This is a genomic window from Psychroserpens sp. (assembly GCF_034670085.1).
GTDB lineage: Bacteria > Bacteroidota > Bacteroidia > Flavobacteriales > Flavobacteriaceae > Psychroserpens.
On sequence record NZ_JAXMOD010000003.1, the window covers coordinates 108,778 to 126,897 of the forward strand.

An 18,120-nucleotide genomic window follows, 5' to 3' on the forward strand; every position below is an offset into this window, starting at 1 on the left:
CCTAAGTTTAGGTGGTTTTTTTTATACCTTTGACGCATGGAAAAAGAGACTACAATTTTTGGTATTCGTGCCATAATAGAAGCCGTTAAATCTGAAGAAAATATCGACAAGGTATTTTTACAAAAAGGATTACGAGGTGATTTGTTTACAGAATTAGAAGACTTACTAAGAAAAGAACGTCTCAACATTTCTTATGTTCCCGTTGAAAAACTTAATCGACTCTCTAAACAAAATCACCAAGGTGCTATTGCTCAAATTGCTCCAATAACCTTTTATACTCTTGAAAATTTAGTTGAAACCGTTTTAGAATCTGGCAAAACACCACTCTTTCTTCTACTCGACCAATTAAGCGATGTTAGAAACTTTGGAGCTATTATAAGAACTGCTGAATGCACAGGAGTTTCAGGAATTATTATTCAGAAAAAAGGTGGTGCTCCTGTAAATGGAGATACCATAAAAACGAGTGCAGGTGCCATTTTTAAAATCCCAATTTGTAAAGTCGATCATATAAAAGATGCCGTGTTTTATATGCAAGCCTCAGGAATTAAAGTCATTGCAGCGACAGAAAAAGCCGAACACACGATTTACGATGTGTCTTTTAAAGAACCTTGTGCAATTGTTATGGGTTCTGAAGGAAAAGGCATTAACCCTTCCGTTTTGAAAGTTTCTGATGACCAGGCTAAGCTTCCAATTTTAGGAGAAATTGAATCTTTAAATGTTTCAGTAGCTTGTGGAGCATTTCTTTATGAAGCTGTTAGACAACGACGTTAATCTTTCTTTTCTTTATACGTATAGGTAATATTCAATTGATTTTCTTCTGATAAAAACTCTTCTTCTATTTCGTGTTCAATAGTTTCAATAAAGTTTCCGTTTTCATCAAAGTGTTTTAAAAAAGGGTCATTGTCTTCGTTATAATCAGGCTGTTGCCATTTATAACGTTCTGGTTTAGCGACCGATTTTCTAAAGATAATTGCAAACAACAAACCTGTTATCAATCCGCCTAAATGACCTTCCCAAGACATGCCTTCTTTAACGGGAAACACATACCAAATCATACTTCCATATAAAAAAATAATCAATAACGATAAGGCAACCAATCTAAAATGCTTCGCAAAAACACCTTTAAAAAATATAAAACTCACAAGAACATAAACCAATCCACTAGCTCCAATGTGATTTGATGGTCGACCAATAATCCAAGTAATCAATCCAGATAAAACAATTCCGTAGAGAATAACTTTCCAAGAAATTTTCCGATAGAAATAAAACAAGGCAACCGATAGTATAAAAAGTGGAATACTATTATGATATAAATGTTGAATATCTGCATGAATAAACGGACTAAAAAAGATGCCACTTAGTCCTTCAAGCTTTTGCGGATACACTCCAAATGTTTTTATAACTGGAAAAAATCGTACTTGTAACCAAAACACAACCCAAATTAAAAGCACAAAAAATACAGGATATGCAACGACTCCTGTAGAATATTTAAACTGTTGTTGGTTTTGACTCATCTTCAAATTTAGAATTTAATTAGCAAAATGCTCTCCATTTATTAAAACTATGAAATATTGTCACATTCGTTTTTTGTAATTTTACATTATGAACGAACCATTAGCAGAACGATTACGACCGCAATCACTTGACGATTATTTAAGTCAGTCGCATTTAGTTAGTAAAACTGGTGTTTTAACACAGCAATTGCAACATGGCGTTATTGCTTCTATGATTTTTTGGGGTCCACCAGGCACTGGAAAAACAACCCTTGCAAATATTATTGCAAACGAGTCTAACAGACCTTTTTACACTTTAAGTGCTATAAATTCTGGCGTTAAAGATATTAGAGAAGTCATTGATAAAGCGAAACAAAGTGGTGGATTATTCACAACGAAGAATCCTATTTTATTTATTGATGAGATTCATAGATTTAGTAAATCTCAACAAGATTCATTATTACAAGCTGTTGAAAAAGGTTGGGTAACACTTATTGGTGCAACAACCGAAAACCCAAGTTTTGAGGTGATTCCTGCATTGCTTTCAAGATGTCAAGTCTATGTTTTAAATGCTTTTGAAAAAGCTGATTTGGAAGCCCTTTTAAAACGTGCTATTAAAGAAGATGATTTATTATCGAAACGGAATATAAAATTAAAAGAAACTGAAGCTTTAATTAGACTTTCTGGAGGTGATGCACGAAAACTATTAAATGTTTTTGAACTCATTGTTACCTCTTTTGATAGTGATGAAAAGATAGTTATTACCAATGAAATTGTTTCAGAAAAGGTTCAAAACAATACCGTTAGATATGACAAAACTGGTGAGCAACACTATGATATCATTTCGGCATTTATAAAATCGATTAGAGGAAGTGATCCTAATGCTGCTGTTTATTGGTTAGCCCGAATGATTGAAGGTGGTGAAGATGTAAAGTTTATTGCACGACGTTTACTTATTTTGGCGAGTGAAGATATTGGAAATGCAAATCCGACAGCCTTGGTGATTGCCAACAATACTTTTCAAGCGGTTTCTATTATTGGCTTTCCAGAATCTCGAATAATTTTGAGTCAGTGTGCTACTTATTTAGCAACATCACCAAAAAGCAATGCTGCTTATGAAGCTATTGGTAATGCTTTAAAACTGGTCAAAGAAACTGGAGATTTATCAGTACCACTTTCTATAAGAAATGCACCAACTAAATTAATGAAAGAGTTAGGTTATGGTGATAATTATAAATATGCACATAGCTATGATAACAATTTTGCAAATCACGAATTCTTACCTGAAGAAATCAAAAACACAACACTTTATAATCCAGGTAACAATTCTAGAGAGAATGCACAACGCGAATTTTTAAAACTTCGTTGGAAAGAGAAATACGGTTATTAAAATTTAATGTTTAAGGTTTCTAATGAAGTTGATTTACCATCATTTTTTGATAGATACCAAAATCCGTCCTCTTTAAAAACAATGGCATTTTGGTCTTTTACAATATATGTATTTTGCTTTGGCGTTGCTAAAAGTATCATGATTACTTTGGGTGTAAGATCAACGACTTGAAAACCATGTTCAATAGGTTGTGCAAAAAGTGTATTATTATCTTTTACAAGTTCTTTAGGTTGTTCAACCTTTTCAGCCGATGTTTTAACTACAGGTTGAATTTCTAGCTCCTCAGTTTCCTGTTCTTCTTTTAGAGCTGCAACTTCTTGTTTTAAACGTTCAATTTCATCTTGTGCTGCCTTCACTTGCTCGGTATTTGGAGCTGATGAATTACTACTTGCGCTTGCAGACAAAGCAACGACCTTTGGATCGGGTTTATAATTGTAAGTAAAATGCTGAAAAGTTTCGAAAGCATCTCGCAATGCAAAATTATATGCTGTCTTATATTCTTTTTCTCGAGATGCTCCAACTTTTGAAGAGGCAACCAAATTACCATTACAATCCATAAGATTAATTTGAAGTTTTGTATTTAAAAACCCACCTTTCACTTTGACAACCTCAGTTTTTAGCGCCAAACATCTGTTTTGATTTAAATCATCTGGATACGTATCACTTTCTAAAAATGCAGTATATCCATATTTATTAAACAAAAATTCAGTTAAAGAATTAATTTGATACTCATCTTGGTTTTTAAATAATTCATATCGTAATGGAACAACGATATATTTATAATTATTAATGGCTTCAATATTTTCGGTCTCACCTTGAGAAGATGCACTCAAAGAAAATAGGAATGAAAGCGAAAGAATCAGAAATAAATTTTTCATTTGATTTATCTGTTTTTTAATGTTTTAAAACGAGTTATTAAAGATACATTTTTATATCCAACAATGATTTTACTTGTTTGATATGATCTTCTGCGTTACAATTATGGTAATTGAATAAAATGGCATCAAAACCAACATCAATTGCGCCTAAAACATCAGCCTCGATATTATCACCAATCATGATACTTTCATGTGACTCAGCTTTAGCAATATTTAAGGCATATTCGAAAATAATTGGATTAGGTTTTTTTACACCTGCAATTTCAGAATTGGTAACCGTATTAAAATACTTAGAGATATTAGCATTATCCATTTTCTTTTGTTGCGCTTCATCAAAACCATTTGTGATGATATGCAATTGATACCGTTTTTTTAAATGTTCTAAAATATCAAAAGTGCCTTCAAACAAATGATTAAACGTTGTTAGATAGGTTATGTAATCTTCAGATAATTGATGTATTGTATCGTCTGAAACTTCAAATTCTATGGCATCAAATGTATCTTTTAAACGCTTGTAGCGCAAATTTGATTTGTTGATTTTCTCTTCACGATACAGTTTCCAATAGTTTAAATTAATGGGCTCATAAACTGAAGAAAATTCTGTTCTGTCTATATCAAGTTGATGAAGATGAAATATTTTATCGAAGGTTAGTGCCGAATTTTTATCAAAATCCCAAAGTGTATGATCGAGATCGAAAAACACATGTTTAATGTTCTTAATTTTCATTAGCTGAATCTAATATCATGGTGAATAATTCTCTGTACCCATTCCAAAGGGAATCGTCACTAAAACTATAATTATGAAATATAGGAGTAAACGTTCCATTCACTTGTTTTACTTGGTATATAATTCGTTGAAGAGCTTCTTTCTTATCTAATTGAGATTGGTGTTTTAATAAGGCTGAATCTAAACAATGAAACGAATGAATTTGCAATGGTGTTTGGACTTCATAATCTAAATCGTAAAACAAAAAAGGTGTACATGTACCAGCTCTAAATCCAAGTTCTTTAATATAACCCATGGTATAATCTTGATGAATTTCAAGTTCGACTAAATGACGATATGATTTGGGTAAATTCAGTTTAGAAAACGAATGTCTCGAGGCTTGAAGTTCATAGTTAATTATGGATTCCATTTTTTTCTTTTCTTTCTTCAAAATGGAAATATCATCTAATGCAAAATACGACGCTTTTAATCCAACTTTACAATAATCTGCAACGGATTTGATAAGTGATACAAATTCCTTTTTATTGATATTGATGTTTTTGTCATAGGTTGAGTAATCACCAATTAGAAAAAGAACTATAAACTTAAAATCGCAATTTTTCTGCTTATTAATTATCCATTTAAACGTATCATGTGGATCTCTTTTAAATCCAGATAATATTAAAGTTCTTTGATATAGTCGTCGTAATCTTAAACGCACCAAATCATTTAAAATACCTCCAAAAGTTCTTATCAATCCTTTTTTTCTGTAATAGTATGCTCTTGGAACATCTATAACTGGTTGAACAGAATAATGTCTTTTTGGAAAACTAAAATCTTCAAATTTTTCTTCTAAAACTGCTTTGAACTTATAGGTCCAAATGTCGACGACAGGTTGTTGCAAAAAGTTGTTATTAAAAGCAATACTTTCTGAAGCCGTAAATCGACCAAAATCATCTTTTACGTGTGGCAAATATTCTTCATATCTACTCAATAAATAGAATGAAGCTGCAAAAATATCAAAAGGTAAAGCACTCTTTTCTCCTGTAGAAAAAAAACATTTTGTGTCATCCCAATCCTGAACATTTATATCAATATCTGAAAGCCCTTGTTCAAAAAGCAATTCATGGCTTCTTATAAAAATTTCATTACTCAAAGGTTGCTTAGAATATGACATTTTTATACTATCATGAGCAATAAAATCTTCAATTGTTGTAGTAAATGAAACTGGTACACCTAATATTCGCGTACACAAATGCTTAAATGTGTAACGTAACCTTGGTGTTATTTTGTGTGTATAAACTAGGAGCATATATAATCTCAAATTCCAGTTTTTAAAAGTACCAAATTACCAATGGAAAATCGACATTTTATAATTGATATTTAGAAATCTACTCTAGATGTTTTTACAATAGAGATTCATCGGCAAAACTAAAATAGCTGCTTTCTGTGACAATCAAGTGATCTAAAATCTTTATATCTAGACTTAGAGCAGCCGTTTTTAATTTTTGAGTCAGATTTTTATCTGCTTCACTTGGTTTTAATGTTCCTGAAGGATGATTGTGCACTAAAATTAATCCGACAGCACCAACTTCTAAGGCGGTTTTTAGTGCTATGCGAATATCGACTAAAGTACCTGTAATTCCACCTTTACTTAATTGGTTTTTCTGAATGACTCTATTAGAATTATTCAAATAGATTATCCAAAATTCTTCATGAGCTAACTCACCAATAATAGGTTGCATGAGTTCAAAAACGGAAGCACTAGAACTAATTTTACTTTTTTCAAGTGCGTCGTTACTTCTTCGTCGTCTTCCGAGTTCTAAAGCTGCAGCAATAGTAATAGCTTTTGCTTCTCCAATCCCTTTAAAGGTCATAAGTTGTTTCAATGATAGTTTTCCTAAAGCATTCAGATTACTATCAACACTTACCAAAACACGTTTGCTCAAGGACACTGCACTTTCCTCTCTGCTTCCAGAACCAATAAGGATTGCAATCAACTCGGCATCACTTAAAACGGACTTACCTTTATCGCGAAGTTTCTCTCTAGGTTGATCGTCTTGAGACCAATTTTTTATGGAAAATGAAACTGATTTTTTGGTCATTTAATAAAGATATATTGTAACTTTCTACTGTATAAATATATACATTATATAGAAAAAATACTATAAAATTATGAAATCCATTTTTACTCCTGAAGCTCATACTGAAATTATGAGTAGAATTGAACAACTTGACGAACATAAACAGGCACAATGGGGAAAGATGAATGTAGGACAGATGCTCTATCATTGCCAGTTTCCACTACATATTATTCTTGAAAAAGATGATTATAATCTAAAGCCGAATTGGTTGATCAACTTATTATTTAAAAAATCAATGTATAATGACAAACCCTGGAGAAAAAACGTACCAACTGTTCCTCGTTTTAAAGCTAAGGATAACAAAGAGGTGTCTGTAGAAAAACCAAAATTAATACAATTATTAAAAGAATTACATACCCATAAAGACAGATCCCATTGGCAACCTCATCCTTCGTTTGGTGAACTTACGAAAGAGCAATGGGGAAAAATGCAATACAAACATTTAGATCACCATTTAAAGCAGTTTGGTGTCTAATGAATTATCCACCAAAATATCATTTGGACGACAATCAAAATCACATGATTGAGGTCATTAAAACCTATCCACTCGCGACCGTTATTTCAATAGATAACAATGCACCTTTGATTACACATTTACCTTTAATTTTTGATAACGGAAAGTTGATTGGTCACATCGATATCTATAATCCTCAGGCAAAGCTTCTGAAAAACGACCACAATGTTACATTAATTTTCTCAGGACCTGAATGTTATATTTCTCCTAGTGTTTACGCAACCACTCAATTGCCTACATGGAATTATATTAAAGTCCATTTAAAAGGAACAGTAAAAGCCATTGAAAGCAAAGCAGCTTTAAAGCAGTCGTTAATTGCAATGACAGAATTTTTAGAAGCTCCAGATCACAACTATGTTTTAGAACCTAATAATCCAAGACTAGACAGCAACCTTAATTATATTGAAATGTTTGAAATTACAATAACCCATTGGGAAGGTAAATTTAAATTATCTCAAGACAAGAAACCTAAAGATACTAGATTGGCCAGAGCAGAATTACTAAAATCAAATCAAGAAAGTATCAAACAGTTTTTAGATACTGTGTTTAAATGAAAATCATTTTACTCATACATGTTTTTACAACTGTTTTTATGACTGGATTATGCTGGTTTGTTCAGGTTGTTCATTATCCACTTTTTAGAGAAATAGATAGCGATAAATTTCCTGCATATGAACGAAAAAATTTAATTACCGGAGTAATAACGGTTCCAATTATGACTATTGAACTTATAACTGGGATTATTTTACTGTTCAATTCCTCAGCAAGCCTATATATAATAAATATGATTTTATTGGCTTTTGTATGGTTAAGCACTTTTCTTTTTCAGGTTCCAATTCATTTAAAACTGATGTCTGAAGGTTCTCCAAAACTTATTACTAAGGTCATTAGAACCAATTGGATTAGAACATTAAGTTGGACAGCCAGAACACTATTAGTAGGATATATTATATTTGAACTTATTATCTAATTAATTACAACTAGGTAGAAAAGCATTAAGCAGTTTTTAGATAAGGTATTTGTTTAATTACCCAACATTAAATAAATTATTATTTTTGGCACAGCTTTTGAAAAGCTATAGTTTTTAAAAAATCAACTAACATGAAAAAAATTACCATTCTAGCCGTTTTACTCGTAAGCTTATTTGCTTCAGCACAGGAATCTCGATTAACAATTTTCTCAGAAGATGGAGATCCATTTTATGTGATTCTGAATGGCATCAGACAAAATGAAGAACCTGTAGTAAACATTGCTGTAGATTATTTGGTCCATGAGTATTACGATACTCAAATCATATTTGCCGATAAAACTATTCCTGAACTTGAAAAGAGACATCTTATGGTTGTAGATGTAGACAATAGACGAGGTGAAGTGGTTTATAAAATTAAAAATACGAAACGTGGTAGAAAATTGCGTTACTATTCATTTACACCTTTTCAGAATATCTTACCTCCTCCAAGCAATGTATCTGTGATTCGTTACAATACTGTTGCGCTTCCTCCTATTCAAACCGTTACACAAACCACTACAACGACGTCATCAGGAAATGGTGACCAAATTAATATTGGTGTTGGTGTAAATGCAGGTGGAACAAATGTTGGTGTTGGAATTAATGTTAATTCTGGATCATCTACAACGACCACACAAACCACTACAACTACCATTGGAGGACCAACTGATGTTGTGATTGTTGAAGATTCTGGTTGTTTTGAAATGTCTCGCCCTGATTTCAATCAGGCACTTGAATCAATAAAAAGCAAAACATTTTCAGATTCTAAATTAACACTAGCTAAACAAATTACGAAAGGAAATTGTCTGAATTCTGGTCAAATAGCGCACATTACAAGCCTATTTGATTTTGAAGATACAAGATTAGAATATGCGAAATTTGCTTATTCGTATTGCTTTAATCCAGAAAACTACTGGAAAGTGAACAACGCATTTGAATTTGAAATGACCATTGATGAGCTCAACGAGTATATTGAATCTTTAGGACACTAAATCAAGGTATAAATAGAATTTACTGCACGCTATAAGATTCAAGACGTCTTTGATATCCTGCGCCATCTGGACTAGCAAGAAAGACTTCTTCATCCTTTATCAGTCCAATACCTTCTGCGTAGTAACGTTTGTTAACTCCAGGGATTTCATAGTCTGGATTTTCAAATCGAATTCTCATTTCTAAGCAATCAAAAGTTCCTGCTTCTGTTGTAAAGTCGAAATTACCTTCAGAAAGTTTAGCATAAGCAGTAAGTGGAAATCCTACATTCGTTTCATATAAAAAAAATTCATCAATTGTATTATTAACAAATAAGATTGCTCCCGAGCTATGAACTAAATAGCCTAATGAATCTCTATAATGCTCAAAATATTCCCCATTACTTGGGTAAGTTGGATTAGACCCATCATTTCCAGAAACCACCTTTTTAAACTTATAATATAAATTGTTATTAAAGTCTTCAGTGCCAATTATAGAAATTGATTCTGTTACCGAATTAGGACTTAATCCTTCTTCAGGAGTGTATAAATACCATCTATATTCCCAAGAATTCCCAACAGTTAAGGCATAGAAATTCTCCTCTTGAACATCTGGTGTTGAGGAATCATTGTTTGTCGAGCATGAGTATATAAGAGCTAACATGCTTACTATGATAAGAATACGTTTCATACGAATTAATTGATTAAAAAATAAAGATACTAAATTGAGATTATTGCAAACATTAATACCATTCTGAAATCAAAGATTCATGAACACAATAATAGAAAATCTTAAGGTGCAAAACAATCAAGTTCAGAATAACAAAAAACTAAAACAACTTCTTCACCTCATCAAAATCTAAACCTCCATAATTTCCTGAACTCATTAAGAGTAAGGCTTTATTATCAAAATTTTGAGAGAATAAAAAGTCTTTAAAATCGTCTGGATTGGTATAAATAATTAAGTCATCACGTTCAAAAGCATTGGCAATTTGTTCGTGAGTTACTTCATCGAGTTTTTTAATTTCAACAGCATGAGGTGAATAAAACACGACTGCAACATCGGCAGCGTTCAGTGCACCTTTATACTCTGTTAAGAATTCAGCATTTAAACTACTGTAGGTATGCAATTCTAAACAAGCAACAAGAGTTCTATTACTATACTGTTCTTTCACGGCATTGGTCGTTGCTTCAACTTTACTAGGTGAATGCGCAAAATCTTTATAAGCAACACTTGTTGAAGATTCAGCAATTTTCTCTAAACGTTTGCTTGCGCCTTTGAAGGTTGCAATGGCTTCATAAAAATCATCTTCATCAATTCCCATATGCTGACAAATCCATTTGGCACCAGCAAGGTTATTAAGGTTATGAGCTCCAAATATTTCAATTGGCAAATCTCCTTCAGGTGTTTCAAGTAATGTTTGTCCGTTTTCAACGCGATATTCAGGTGTACGATATGCCAGTTTACGAATGGTATTTTCACTCGTTTCTACAACACGTTTGACTTCTAAATCTTCTTCATTATAATTGATGCTTCCACCATTTACAATACTATCAACAAAAATTGAGAATTGCTCCACATAGTTCTCATACGTTGGAAACACATTAATATGATCCCAAGCAATTCCACTAAGCAATGCAATATTTGGTTTATATAAATGGAACTTTGGTCGTCTATCAATTGGAGAGCTTAAGTACTCATCACCTTCTAAGACGATAAAATCATTGTCTTTAGTGAGCTTTACCATCACATCAAATCCTTCTAATTGCGCGCCAACCATATAATCGACATCACTATCATGATAATGCATCACATGTAAAATCATAGATGTAATCGTAGTTTTTCCGTGACTTCCACCAATAACAACTCGTGTTTTATGCTTAGCTTGTTCGTATAAAAACTCAGGATAACTATATATTTTAAGACTTAATTCTTGAGCTTTCAGCAATTCAGGATTATCTGCTTTTGCATGCATACCTAAAACGATAGCATCTAAAGTATTGGTGATTTTTTCTGGAAACCAACCGAACGTTTCTGGCAATAATCCCTTAGCCTCTAGGCGCGATTTAGAAGGGTCAAAAATAGTATCATCACTTCCAGTGACTTTATAGCCTTTATTATGTAAAGCGATGGCAAGATTATGCATTGCTGCTCCACCAATAGCTATAAAATGTACGTTCATGAGATATTATTTATAAGTTAGTGCCTATTCTATAAAGGATTTTGCAGCATTTAACGCTTTGTCTAATCCCTCAGGATTTTTCCCTCCAGCTGTTGCGAAGAAAGGCTGACCTCCTCCACCGCCTTGGATGTGTTTTCCTAATTCTCTTACAATCGTTCCTGCATTCAAACCTTTACTTGCAACAAGTTCTTTAGAAATGTAACATGATAGAATTGCTTTACCATCATTCTCGGCTCCAAACAATAAAAACAGATTATTAAATTGACTTCCCAATTCAAAGCATAAATCTTTAATTCCTGAAGCATCTAAATCTATCTTTTTTGCTAAAAACTGAATGCCATTAACTTCTGTGATTTCATTTTTTAAATCACCTTTAATGTTTTTTGCCTTATCCTTAAGCAGATTTTCTATTTGTTTCTTTAAATCTGAATTTTCATCTTGAAGATTTTGAAGTGCTTTGACAGGCTCTTTAGCGTTGTTAAGCAAGTCTTTCATTTCGAAATACGCTCTATTATTTTCAAAATAGAAATCTTTAACCGCATCATTCGTAATCGCTTCAATACGACGAATACCCGCAGCTACTGCTCCTTCTGAAACAATTTTGAAATGCCAAATATCGCCTGTATTATTCACATGTGTACCTCCACAAAGCTCGATAGATTGTCCAAAGCGAATCGTTCTCACAGAATCGCCATATTTCTCACCAAATAATGACATTGCACCATCTGCTATTGCTTGTTCTTTTGCTACACTTCTATTTTCTTCTAACGGTAATTTGCCTTCAATACGTGAATTGACAAAATTCTCAACATCTCTTAATTCTTCTGTGGTAAGTTTAGAGAAATGAGAAAAATCGAAACGCAAATATTTTGAATGCACCGCAGAACCTTTCTGCTCCACATGCGTTCCTAAAACTTCACGCAAAGCTTGATGCAATAAATGTGTTGCTGTATGATTACATTCGGTTCTATTACGTTGTTTTGAATCGACCACAGCTTTTAACACTTCATCTTTATGTTTTGGTAAGTTCTTCGCAAAATGAATAATAAGATTATTTTCTTTTTTGGTGTCTAAAATATAAACCACATCACCATGATCATCTTCCAAGTAGCCCTTATCTCCAACCTGTCCACCACCTTCAGGATAAAAAGGTGTTATATTAAAAACAAGTTGATACATTTCTCCATCTTTTTTAGACACCACTTTACGATAACGCGTAATTTTTACATGTGCTTCTAAGGTATCATAACCAATAAATTCTTCAACTTCATCATGATGCAAAATGGTCCAATCATCAGACTTAAGCTGAGAGGCTTGTTTACCTCTTTCCTGTTGCTCTTTAAGTTTTAAGTCAAACTCATCATGATTATAAGTATAGCCTTTTTCACGCAGAATTAAATCGGTTAAATCTTCAGGAAAACCATAGGTGTCTTTAAGTTCGAAAACTTTTACTCCTGAAATTTCTTTAGACTTTGTACTCTTAATAATTCTATCTAAAAGTAAAAGTCCTTGATCTAAGGTTCTTAAAAAAGAAGCTTCCTCTTCTTTAATTACATTTTCGATCAATTGTTTTTGGTCTTTTAATTCTGGAAATGCAGGTCCCATTTTTTTAACCAGTACATCTACTAATCTATAAATGAATGGTTCCTTTTTATTTAAAAATGTAAAACCATATCGAACTGCACGACGCAGAATTCTTCGAATCACATAACCAGCTCCAGTGTTGCTAGGTAATTGTCCATCAGCAATGGAAAATGCAACAGCTCTAACGTGATCAGAAATCACACGAATAGCTATATCTGTTTTTTCGTTTTTTCCATAGACTTTATTAGTAATGGTTTCAATCTCTCTAATTATTGGTGTAAACACATCAGTATCATAGTTAGACTGAACACCTTGTAGCACCATGCATAAGCGTTCAAAACCCATTCCTGTATCGATATGCTTATCTGGAAGATTTTCTAAACTTCCGTTTGCTTTTCGATTGTATTGCATAAATACTAGGTTCCAGATTTCTACAACTTGAGGATGATCCATATTTACTAATGACTTTCCATCAATTTGTGCTTTTTCTTCTGCTGAACGTATATCGACATGAATCTCACTACATGGTCCACATGGTCCTTGATCTCCCATTTCCCAGAAGTTATCTTTTTTATTTCCCATAAGAATACGATCTTCAGGAATTAAAGCCTTCCAAAAATCAAAAGCTTCTTGATCCATTGGCAAATTATCGTCATCTTCACTACCTTCAAAAACAGTCACATAAAGTAAACTTTTATCAATCCCATAAACTTCGGTTAATAGTTCCCAAGCCCAAGTAATTGCTTCTTTTTTAAAGTAATCTCCAAAACTCCAATTACCCAACATTTCAAACAAGGTATGGTGATATGTATCGTAACCAACTTCCTCTAAATCATTATGTTTACCAGAAACACGCAAGCATTTCTGAGTATCTGAAATTCTATTATTTTTTGGTTCTGCATTTCCTAAAAAGTATTCTTTAAATGGTGCCATACCTGAATTGACAAACATTAAAGTTGGATCATCTTTTAACACCATTGGTGCAGAAGGTACAATGCTATGCTTCTTTTCCTTAAAGAAGTTTAAAAATGTTTTTCGAATGTCTTGAGACTTCATAATAAGAAATTAAATCCTTGTAAATTAACAAATTGCAGCACCTAAATTAATGAAAACCTCTAAAACTAAAGTTCAAATGACTTCAAAGTGTGAAACAATTTATATATTTGTGTGTCGTTCTATTATTCATGCAAAAATAGAACTTTTTAAGATATGGCTAAAGTAAAATATTATTACGATTCTGAAACGCTTTCTTACCGAAAAATAGAGCGTAAAAAAAGAACAACGATAAAGTTTGCCATGTTATTTATTTTAGCATCCGCCTTATTTGGTTTTCTTTTTGTTTTTATCGCTAGTCAATATATTGAATCACCAAAAGAAAGGGCTCTTAAAAGAGAACTTGCTAATCTGCAATTACAATATAAACTGATTAATAAACGCGTAGATAATGCATTTACGGTTTTAGAAAGTGTTGAAGAACGCGACAATGCTATCTATCGATTATATTTTGAAGCCAACCCAATACCTTCAGAACAACGACGAGCTGGTTTTGGTGGAATTAACCGATATAAAAAGTATGAAGGTTATGATAACTCAAAGCTCATTATTGAGAGCAATAAGCGCTTAGATTTACTTCAAAAAGCTATTGTAGTACAATCAAAATCTTTAGATGAAATTGCAGTATTAGCAGAAGATAAAGAGAAATTTTTATCAGCTATACCTGCTATTCAACCTGTAAAAAATGAAGATTTAAAGCACATGGCATCTGGCTATGGTTATAGAACCGATCCATTTACCAAGGTTAGAAAGTTTCACTTTGGAATGGATTTCACGGCTCCTAGAGGCACACCAGTTTATGCTACAGGTGATGGTGTTGTAGCTCGAGCAGACAATAATGCATCTGGTTATGGCAAACATATTAGAATAGATCATGGCTATGGTTATGTGTCTCTTTATGCGCATTTATACAAATACAATGTTCGTTCTAATCAAAAAGTAAAACGAGGTGATTTAATCGGGTTTGTAGGAAGCACAGGACGATCTGAAGCACCACACCTTCACTATGAAGTATTTAAAGATGACGAACGTATTAACCCAATAAATTTTTACTACGGAAACCTGTCTGCAGACGAATATGCAAGACTGTTAGAAAAAGCTTCTTTAGAAAACCAATCCTTAGACTAATGCATATAGATTTACCAGAAAAACGATACTACAATATTGGCGAAGTCGCTAAAGCATTTGGCGTAAACACCTCTTTAATTCGATTTTGGGAAAAAGAGTTCGATGCCATTAAACCAAAGAAGAATGCTAAAGGAAATCGAAAGTTCACACCTGAAGATATTAAAAACCTTCAGTTTATATATCACTTAGTAAAAGAGCGTGGGTTTACACTTGATGGTGCCAAAACGCATCTAAAAGAAGAAAAACAAAAAGCCTTAAGTAATTTTGATATTATCAATAAACTAGAAGGTATAAAAGCACAACTTATAAAAATTAAAACACAACTTTAAAACTATATTATTATGAAAAAATGGCTCATTCCTGTAATCATTATTGCACTAGTTGCAATTGGATCTTATTCTTGGGTAAAAGGATTTAATAATACAGCTGTTCAACTTAATGAAGGCGTAAGTGAAGCTTGGGGAAATGTTCAAACATCTTACCAACGACGTAATGATCTTATTGGCAATTTAGTAAACACTGTAAAAGGTGCCGCAGATTTTGAGCGTAAAACGTTAACAGATGTTATTGAAGCTAGAGCAAAAGCAACTTCAATTAATATTGATCCATCAAATGTAACACCAGAACAATTAGCTCAGTACAATCAAGTTCAAGGTGGTTTAAGTGGTGCTTTAAAAAGTTTATTAGTGACTGTTGAGCGTTATCCCGATTTAAAATCAAATCAAAATTTCTTGAAGCTTCAAGACGAACTCACAAGTACTGAAAACACAATTCAAACCGCCAGAACTCGCTATAATGAAGCTATCAAACCTTATAATATTCATGTGAAAGAATTTCCTAATTCGCTTTTAGCTGGAATTTTAAATTTTGATGATAAGCCTTATTTTGATGCCGAAGTTGGAGCTGACAAACCAGTTGATGTAGAATTTGATTTTGACAATTAAGATGTCTAAAATTGAAGACTTCCTTTCTACTGAAGAAGAACAAGAGATCATTGATGCTATTCGAACTGCAGAACGAAACACGTCTGGAGAAATTCGAATACATATTGAAAAATCTTCAAATACAGATGCATTTGAACGTGCAATGGAAGTATTCCACTACCTTAAAATGGATAATACCAAATTGCAAAATGGCGTTTTAATTTATGTAGCTGTTGAAGATAAAACATTTGTCATTTATGGTGATAAAGGCATTAATGACGTTGTTCCTGGAAATTTTTGGGATAGCACAAAAGATGTTATGCAATCTCACTTTAAAACAGGTGATTTTAAACAAGGACTTATCGAAGGTGTATTAAAAGCTGGTCAACAACTAGAAGTTCATTTTCCTTGGATTCATGGAGATAAAAACGAATTAATGGATACTATTTCTAAAGGATAAAAAATATGTTTCTTTCAATCCAGAGTACGGTAAGAAATTCGAGTTTTCAAAAACGAAGAATTAATCACGTACTTACTGTTTTACTATTTTTTATTTGTGTTTCTTCCTTATTTGCTCAATATAATATTCCGGATAAACCAAGTTTTATTCCACCAGTAATAGATAGTACAGGCACTTTATCTCAAGGTGAATATAAAATGTTATATGAAAAGTTGAAAAATTATAATGATTCAACTTCTACTGAGATTATCGTAGTAATTATACCAACAACTAAAGGAGAAAATATTGGTTTATTAACTCCAAAATGGGGACAAAAATGGGGTATTGGACAAGCGAAAGAAGATAATGGTGTATTTATATTATTAGCAAAAGATGATCGTAAGATTTGGATTTCACCTGGCTATGGAGTTGAAGACCGACTTACTGCTGGAATTACAGGCGAATTGATAAGAAATGTAATCATTCCTGAGTTTAAAAAAGACGATTATTATCAAGGTCTTAATAAAGGCACAGATGCCATATTTGATGTGTTATCTGGAGCGTATGAAAATAATAGACAGGCAAATTCAAATGATTTTCCTTATGTTATCTTCATTTTTTTATTCATCATTTTTATAATTTTTCTAATTGCTATTTCTAAAAACAGACGTGGTGGAAACAATGGAAAAGGTGGTCGTCGCACTGATGGCACTAGTATTCTTGATGCTATTATCTTAAGTAATATGGGACGAGGTAGCTTTGGAGGAGGTTCAAGCGGTGGCTTTGGTGGTGGAAGCTCCAGTGGTGGTGGCTTTGGTGGTTTTGGAGGCGGTGGCGGATTCTCTGGTGGTGGTGCAGGTGGAAGTTGGTAGTCCTACACTTAAACTTTAAGCTATTAGTTTTTACCTTATCAACTTTGTATGCATTACGTAAATAAGACGAAGTACATTAATCATTTTCTTCTATCATAAATAAATCTTCAACAGGCATTTGAAAAAGTCTTGCAATTTTAATTGCTAACAAAGTTGATGGTACGTACTTCCCTTTTTCAATGGCATTTATTGATTGACGGCTGACACCAATTTTTTCAGCTAGATCACTTTGAGTCATGTTATATCTAGCACGTTCAATTTTTATATTATTCTTCATGACTTAAATTTTAAGAAATTAAATCTAATAATAAAGACTAATAATGGTGTAAACATATTATAGACCAACACGTTAAAAAAAGTAAATTCATAGATAAAAACAATCATAATTATTAATACAATATAATTGAAAATAATGGCCCAAACTAAAGAGTCTTTTCTCAACTTATAAATAAATTCATCTTCAACTTTCTCTTTAGAAAAACCAACCATTAGACCACCAATTATAATGCATAGCGCTATTATTTCATCTACAATACTATTTTCAATAATTTTAAAGAACCCTTCATTATCAGAAAACAAAGAATCACCATTAAATATGGCGAGCACATTTACCTCTAAAAGATCTGATTCAAATTCAGAAGTTATTAAAAACGCACCAGTTATAAGACCTACAATTAGTAATATCCAACCAGGTATTTTATATTTATTTGATATGAGATAATTAGTTTTCATAATAATTCATTTTAAAATCCACATACAAATGTAAATAAAAATTTACAAAAAGTAAACTTTACTTTACTTTTTGTAAAAAATAATTTATTATAAATTTACAAACA

General features: G+C 32.5%; 21 protein-coding genes. 11 read left to right on the top strand and 10 right to left on the bottom strand.

Translation table 11 applies throughout. The annotated features are described in order from the left end of the window. Positions 1-36: 36 nt before the first annotated feature. Positions 37-771 (top strand): 23S rRNA (guanosine(2251)-2'-O)-methyltransferase RlmB, encoded by a 735-nt coding sequence (rlmB, locus tag VOI25_RS06570; RefSeq protein WP_323788258.1) that lies wholly within the window; start codon positions 37-39, stop codon positions 769-771. Here the strand turns inward: rlmB and VOI25_RS06575 are convergent. Further along, positions 768-1,514, bottom strand: coding sequence for a rhomboid family intramembrane serine protease (locus tag VOI25_RS06575; protein ID WP_323788259.1), 747 nt, complete (start codon positions 1,512-1,514; stop codon positions 768-770). The genes rlmB and VOI25_RS06575 overlap by 4 nt on opposite strands. Positions 1,515-1,602: 88 nt before the next feature. Here VOI25_RS06575 and VOI25_RS06580 point away from each other — a divergent pair, with 88 nt between their 5' ends. Continuing rightward, entirely contained in the window at positions 1,603-2,883 is a 1,281-nt protein-coding gene (locus tag VOI25_RS06580) for a replication-associated recombination protein A (protein ID WP_323788260.1), read from the top strand. Here VOI25_RS06580 and VOI25_RS06585 read toward each other — a convergent pair. The 4 genes from VOI25_RS06585 to radC form a co-directional block, all read right to left on the bottom strand. Further along, on the bottom strand, positions 2,880-3,761 hold the full coding sequence (locus tag VOI25_RS06585; RefSeq protein ID WP_323788261.1) for a hypothetical protein: 882 nt from the start codon (positions 3,759-3,761) through the stop codon (positions 2,880-2,882). The genes VOI25_RS06580 and VOI25_RS06585 overlap by 4 nt on opposite strands. A 37-nt stretch (positions 3,762-3,798) precedes the next feature. Beyond that, positions 3,799-4,488, bottom strand: coding sequence for a YjjG family noncanonical pyrimidine nucleotidase (locus tag VOI25_RS06590; RefSeq protein ID WP_323788262.1), 690 nt, complete (start codon positions 4,486-4,488; stop codon positions 3,799-3,801). Beyond that, complete coding sequence (locus tag VOI25_RS06595) at positions 4,478-5,722, bottom strand: polysaccharide deacetylase family protein (protein WP_323788263.1); 1,245 nt, start codon at positions 5,720-5,722, stop codon at positions 4,478-4,480. The genes VOI25_RS06590 and VOI25_RS06595 overlap by 11 nt, the downstream gene beginning before the upstream one ends. 151 nt (positions 5,723-5,873) lie before the next feature. Then, the gene (radC, locus tag VOI25_RS06600; RefSeq protein ID WP_323788264.1) at positions 5,874-6,572 is read right to left on the bottom strand and encodes a RadC family protein; all 699 of its coding nucleotides are present in this window, start codon (positions 6,570-6,572) and stop codon (positions 5,874-5,876) included. 70 nt (positions 6,573-6,642) lie between these two features. Between radC and VOI25_RS06605 the strand changes: the two genes are divergently transcribed. The 4 genes from VOI25_RS06605 (at position 6,643) to VOI25_RS06620 (ending at position 9,126) form a co-directional block, all read left to right on the top strand. Continuing rightward, positions 6,643-7,086 (top strand): DUF1569 domain-containing protein, encoded by a 444-nt coding sequence (locus VOI25_RS06605; RefSeq protein WP_323788265.1) that lies wholly within the window; start codon positions 6,643-6,645, stop codon positions 7,084-7,086. Further along, positions 7,086-7,679, top strand: coding sequence for an FMN-binding negative transcriptional regulator (locus VOI25_RS06610; protein ID WP_323788266.1), 594 nt, complete (start codon positions 7,086-7,088; stop codon positions 7,677-7,679). Before VOI25_RS06605 ends, VOI25_RS06610 begins: the two co-directional genes overlap by 1 nt. Next, positions 7,676-8,095, top strand: a complete 420-nt coding sequence (locus VOI25_RS06615; RefSeq protein WP_323788267.1) for a hypothetical protein — start codon at positions 7,676-7,678, stop codon at positions 8,093-8,095. Before VOI25_RS06610 ends, VOI25_RS06615 begins: the two co-directional genes overlap by 4 nt. A 131-nt stretch (positions 8,096-8,226) precedes the next feature. Beyond that, complete coding sequence (locus VOI25_RS06620; protein WP_323788268.1) at positions 8,227-9,126, top strand: DUF4476 domain-containing protein; 900 nt, start codon at positions 8,227-8,229, stop codon at positions 9,124-9,126. A gap of 19 nt (positions 9,127-9,145) precedes the next feature. On the opposite strand, the gene VOI25_RS06625 is transcribed toward VOI25_RS06620, so the two are convergent. From VOI25_RS06625 to alaS, 3 genes are all read right to left on the bottom strand, one after another. After that, positions 9,146-9,793, bottom strand: coding sequence for a hypothetical protein (locus VOI25_RS06625; protein WP_323788269.1), 648 nt, complete (start codon positions 9,791-9,793; stop codon positions 9,146-9,148). A gap of 139 nt (positions 9,794-9,932) precedes the next feature. Further along, positions 9,933-11,285 carry a UDP-N-acetylmuramate--L-alanine ligase gene (locus VOI25_RS06630; RefSeq protein ID WP_323788270.1) on the bottom strand — a complete coding sequence of 451 codons (1,353 nt, stop codon included), beginning with the start codon at positions 11,283-11,285 and terminating at the stop codon, positions 9,933-9,935. 24 nt (positions 11,286-11,309) lie between these two features. Further along, the gene (gene alaS / locus VOI25_RS06635; RefSeq protein ID WP_323788271.1) at positions 11,310-13,925 is read right to left on the bottom strand and encodes an alanine--tRNA ligase; all 2,616 of its coding nucleotides are present in this window, start codon (positions 13,923-13,925) and stop codon (positions 11,310-11,312) included. Positions 13,926-14,078: 153 nt separating this feature from the next. On the opposite strand from alaS, the gene VOI25_RS06640 reads away from it, so the two are divergent. From VOI25_RS06640 to VOI25_RS06660, 5 genes are read left to right on the top strand one after another with little or no spacing between them, the layout of a single operon-like run. Continuing rightward, positions 14,079-15,050, top strand: a complete 972-nt coding sequence (locus VOI25_RS06640; RefSeq protein ID WP_323788272.1) for a M23 family metallopeptidase — start codon at positions 14,079-14,081, stop codon at positions 15,048-15,050. Continuing rightward, a complete protein-coding gene (locus VOI25_RS06645) occupies positions 15,050-15,379 on the top strand; it encodes a MerR family transcriptional regulator (RefSeq protein ID WP_323788273.1) in 330 nt (109 codons plus the stop codon). The genes VOI25_RS06640 and VOI25_RS06645 overlap by 1 nt, the downstream gene beginning before the upstream one ends. Positions 15,380-15,391: 12 nt before the next feature. After that, positions 15,392-15,994 (top strand): LemA family protein, encoded by a 603-nt coding sequence (locus VOI25_RS06650; RefSeq protein ID WP_323788274.1) that lies wholly within the window; start codon positions 15,392-15,394, stop codon positions 15,992-15,994. A gap of 1 nt (position 15,995) precedes the next feature. Continuing rightward, positions 15,996-16,433: a TPM domain-containing protein gene (locus tag VOI25_RS06655; RefSeq protein WP_323788275.1), complete on the top strand. Its 438-nt coding sequence runs from the start codon at positions 15,996-15,998 to the stop codon at positions 16,431-16,433. A gap of 5 nt (positions 16,434-16,438) precedes the next feature. Then, complete coding sequence (locus tag VOI25_RS06660; protein ID WP_323788276.1) at positions 16,439-17,284, top strand: TPM domain-containing protein; 846 nt, start codon at positions 16,439-16,441, stop codon at positions 17,282-17,284. A gap of 76 nt (positions 17,285-17,360) precedes the next feature. Here VOI25_RS06660 and VOI25_RS06665 read toward each other — a convergent pair whose 3' ends face one another. Both VOI25_RS06665 and VOI25_RS06670 read right to left on the bottom strand, forming a co-directional pair. Further along, the gene (locus tag VOI25_RS06665) at positions 17,361-17,561 is read right to left on the bottom strand and encodes a helix-turn-helix transcriptional regulator (protein ID WP_323788277.1); all 201 of its coding nucleotides are present in this window, start codon (positions 17,559-17,561) and stop codon (positions 17,361-17,363) included. After that, on the bottom strand, positions 17,558-18,016 hold the full coding sequence (locus VOI25_RS06670) for a hypothetical protein (RefSeq protein WP_323788278.1): 459 nt from the start codon (positions 18,014-18,016) through the stop codon (positions 17,558-17,560). The genes VOI25_RS06665 and VOI25_RS06670 overlap by 4 nt, the downstream gene beginning before the upstream one ends. Positions 18,017-18,120 lie beyond the last annotated feature (104 nt).

Coding starts and splice junctions, on each gene's coding strand:
- VOI25_RS06650 (WP_323788274.1), top strand. CDS start 15,392: ATGAAAAAATGGCTCATTCCTGTAATCATTATTGCACTAGTTGCAATT.
- rlmB (WP_323788258.1), top strand. CDS start 37: ATGGAAAAAGAGACTACAATTTTTGGTATTCGTGCCATAATAGAAGCC.
- VOI25_RS06620 (WP_323788268.1), top strand. CDS start 8,227: ATGAAAAAAATTACCATTCTAGCCGTTTTACTCGTAAGCTTATTTGCT.
- alaS (WP_323788271.1), bottom strand. CDS start 13,925: ATGAAGTCTCAAGACATTCGAAAAACATTTTTAAACTTCTTTAAGGAA.
- VOI25_RS06625 (WP_323788269.1), bottom strand. CDS start 9,793: ATGAAACGTATTCTTATCATAGTAAGCATGTTAGCTCTTATATACTCA.
- radC (WP_323788264.1), bottom strand. CDS start 6,572: ATGACCAAAAAATCAGTTTCATTTTCCATAAAAAATTGGTCTCAAGAC.
- VOI25_RS06645 (WP_323788273.1), top strand. CDS start 15,050: ATGCATATAGATTTACCAGAAAAACGATACTACAATATTGGCGAAGTC.
- VOI25_RS06610 (WP_323788266.1), top strand. CDS start 7,086: ATGAATTATCCACCAAAATATCATTTGGACGACAATCAAAATCACATG.
- VOI25_RS06605 (WP_323788265.1), top strand. CDS start 6,643: ATGAAATCCATTTTTACTCCTGAAGCTCATACTGAAATTATGAGTAGA.
- VOI25_RS06640 (WP_323788272.1), top strand. CDS start 14,079: ATGGCTAAAGTAAAATATTATTACGATTCTGAAACGCTTTCTTACCGA.
- VOI25_RS06585 (WP_323788261.1), bottom strand. CDS start 3,761: ATGAAAAATTTATTTCTGATTCTTTCGCTTTCATTCCTATTTTCTTTG.
- VOI25_RS06575 (WP_323788259.1), bottom strand. CDS start 1,514: ATGAGTCAAAACCAACAACAGTTTAAATATTCTACAGGAGTCGTTGCA.
- VOI25_RS06655 (WP_323788275.1), top strand. CDS start 15,996: ATGTCTAAAATTGAAGACTTCCTTTCTACTGAAGAAGAACAAGAGATC.
- VOI25_RS06580 (WP_323788260.1), top strand. CDS start 1,603: ATGAACGAACCATTAGCAGAACGATTACGACCGCAATCACTTGACGAT.
- VOI25_RS06615 (WP_323788267.1), top strand. CDS start 7,676: ATGAAAATCATTTTACTCATACATGTTTTTACAACTGTTTTTATGACT.
- VOI25_RS06670 (WP_323788278.1), bottom strand. CDS start 18,016: ATGAAAACTAATTATCTCATATCAAATAAATATAAAATACCTGGTTGG.
- VOI25_RS06665 (WP_323788277.1), bottom strand. CDS start 17,561: ATGAAGAATAATATAAAAATTGAACGTGCTAGATATAACATGACTCAA.
- VOI25_RS06630 (WP_323788270.1), bottom strand. CDS start 11,285: ATGAACGTACATTTTATAGCTATTGGTGGAGCAGCAATGCATAATCTT.
- VOI25_RS06590 (WP_323788262.1), bottom strand. CDS start 4,488: ATGAAAATTAAGAACATTAAACATGTGTTTTTCGATCTCGATCATACA.
- VOI25_RS06660 (WP_323788276.1), top strand. CDS start 16,439: ATGTTTCTTTCAATCCAGAGTACGGTAAGAAATTCGAGTTTTCAAAAA.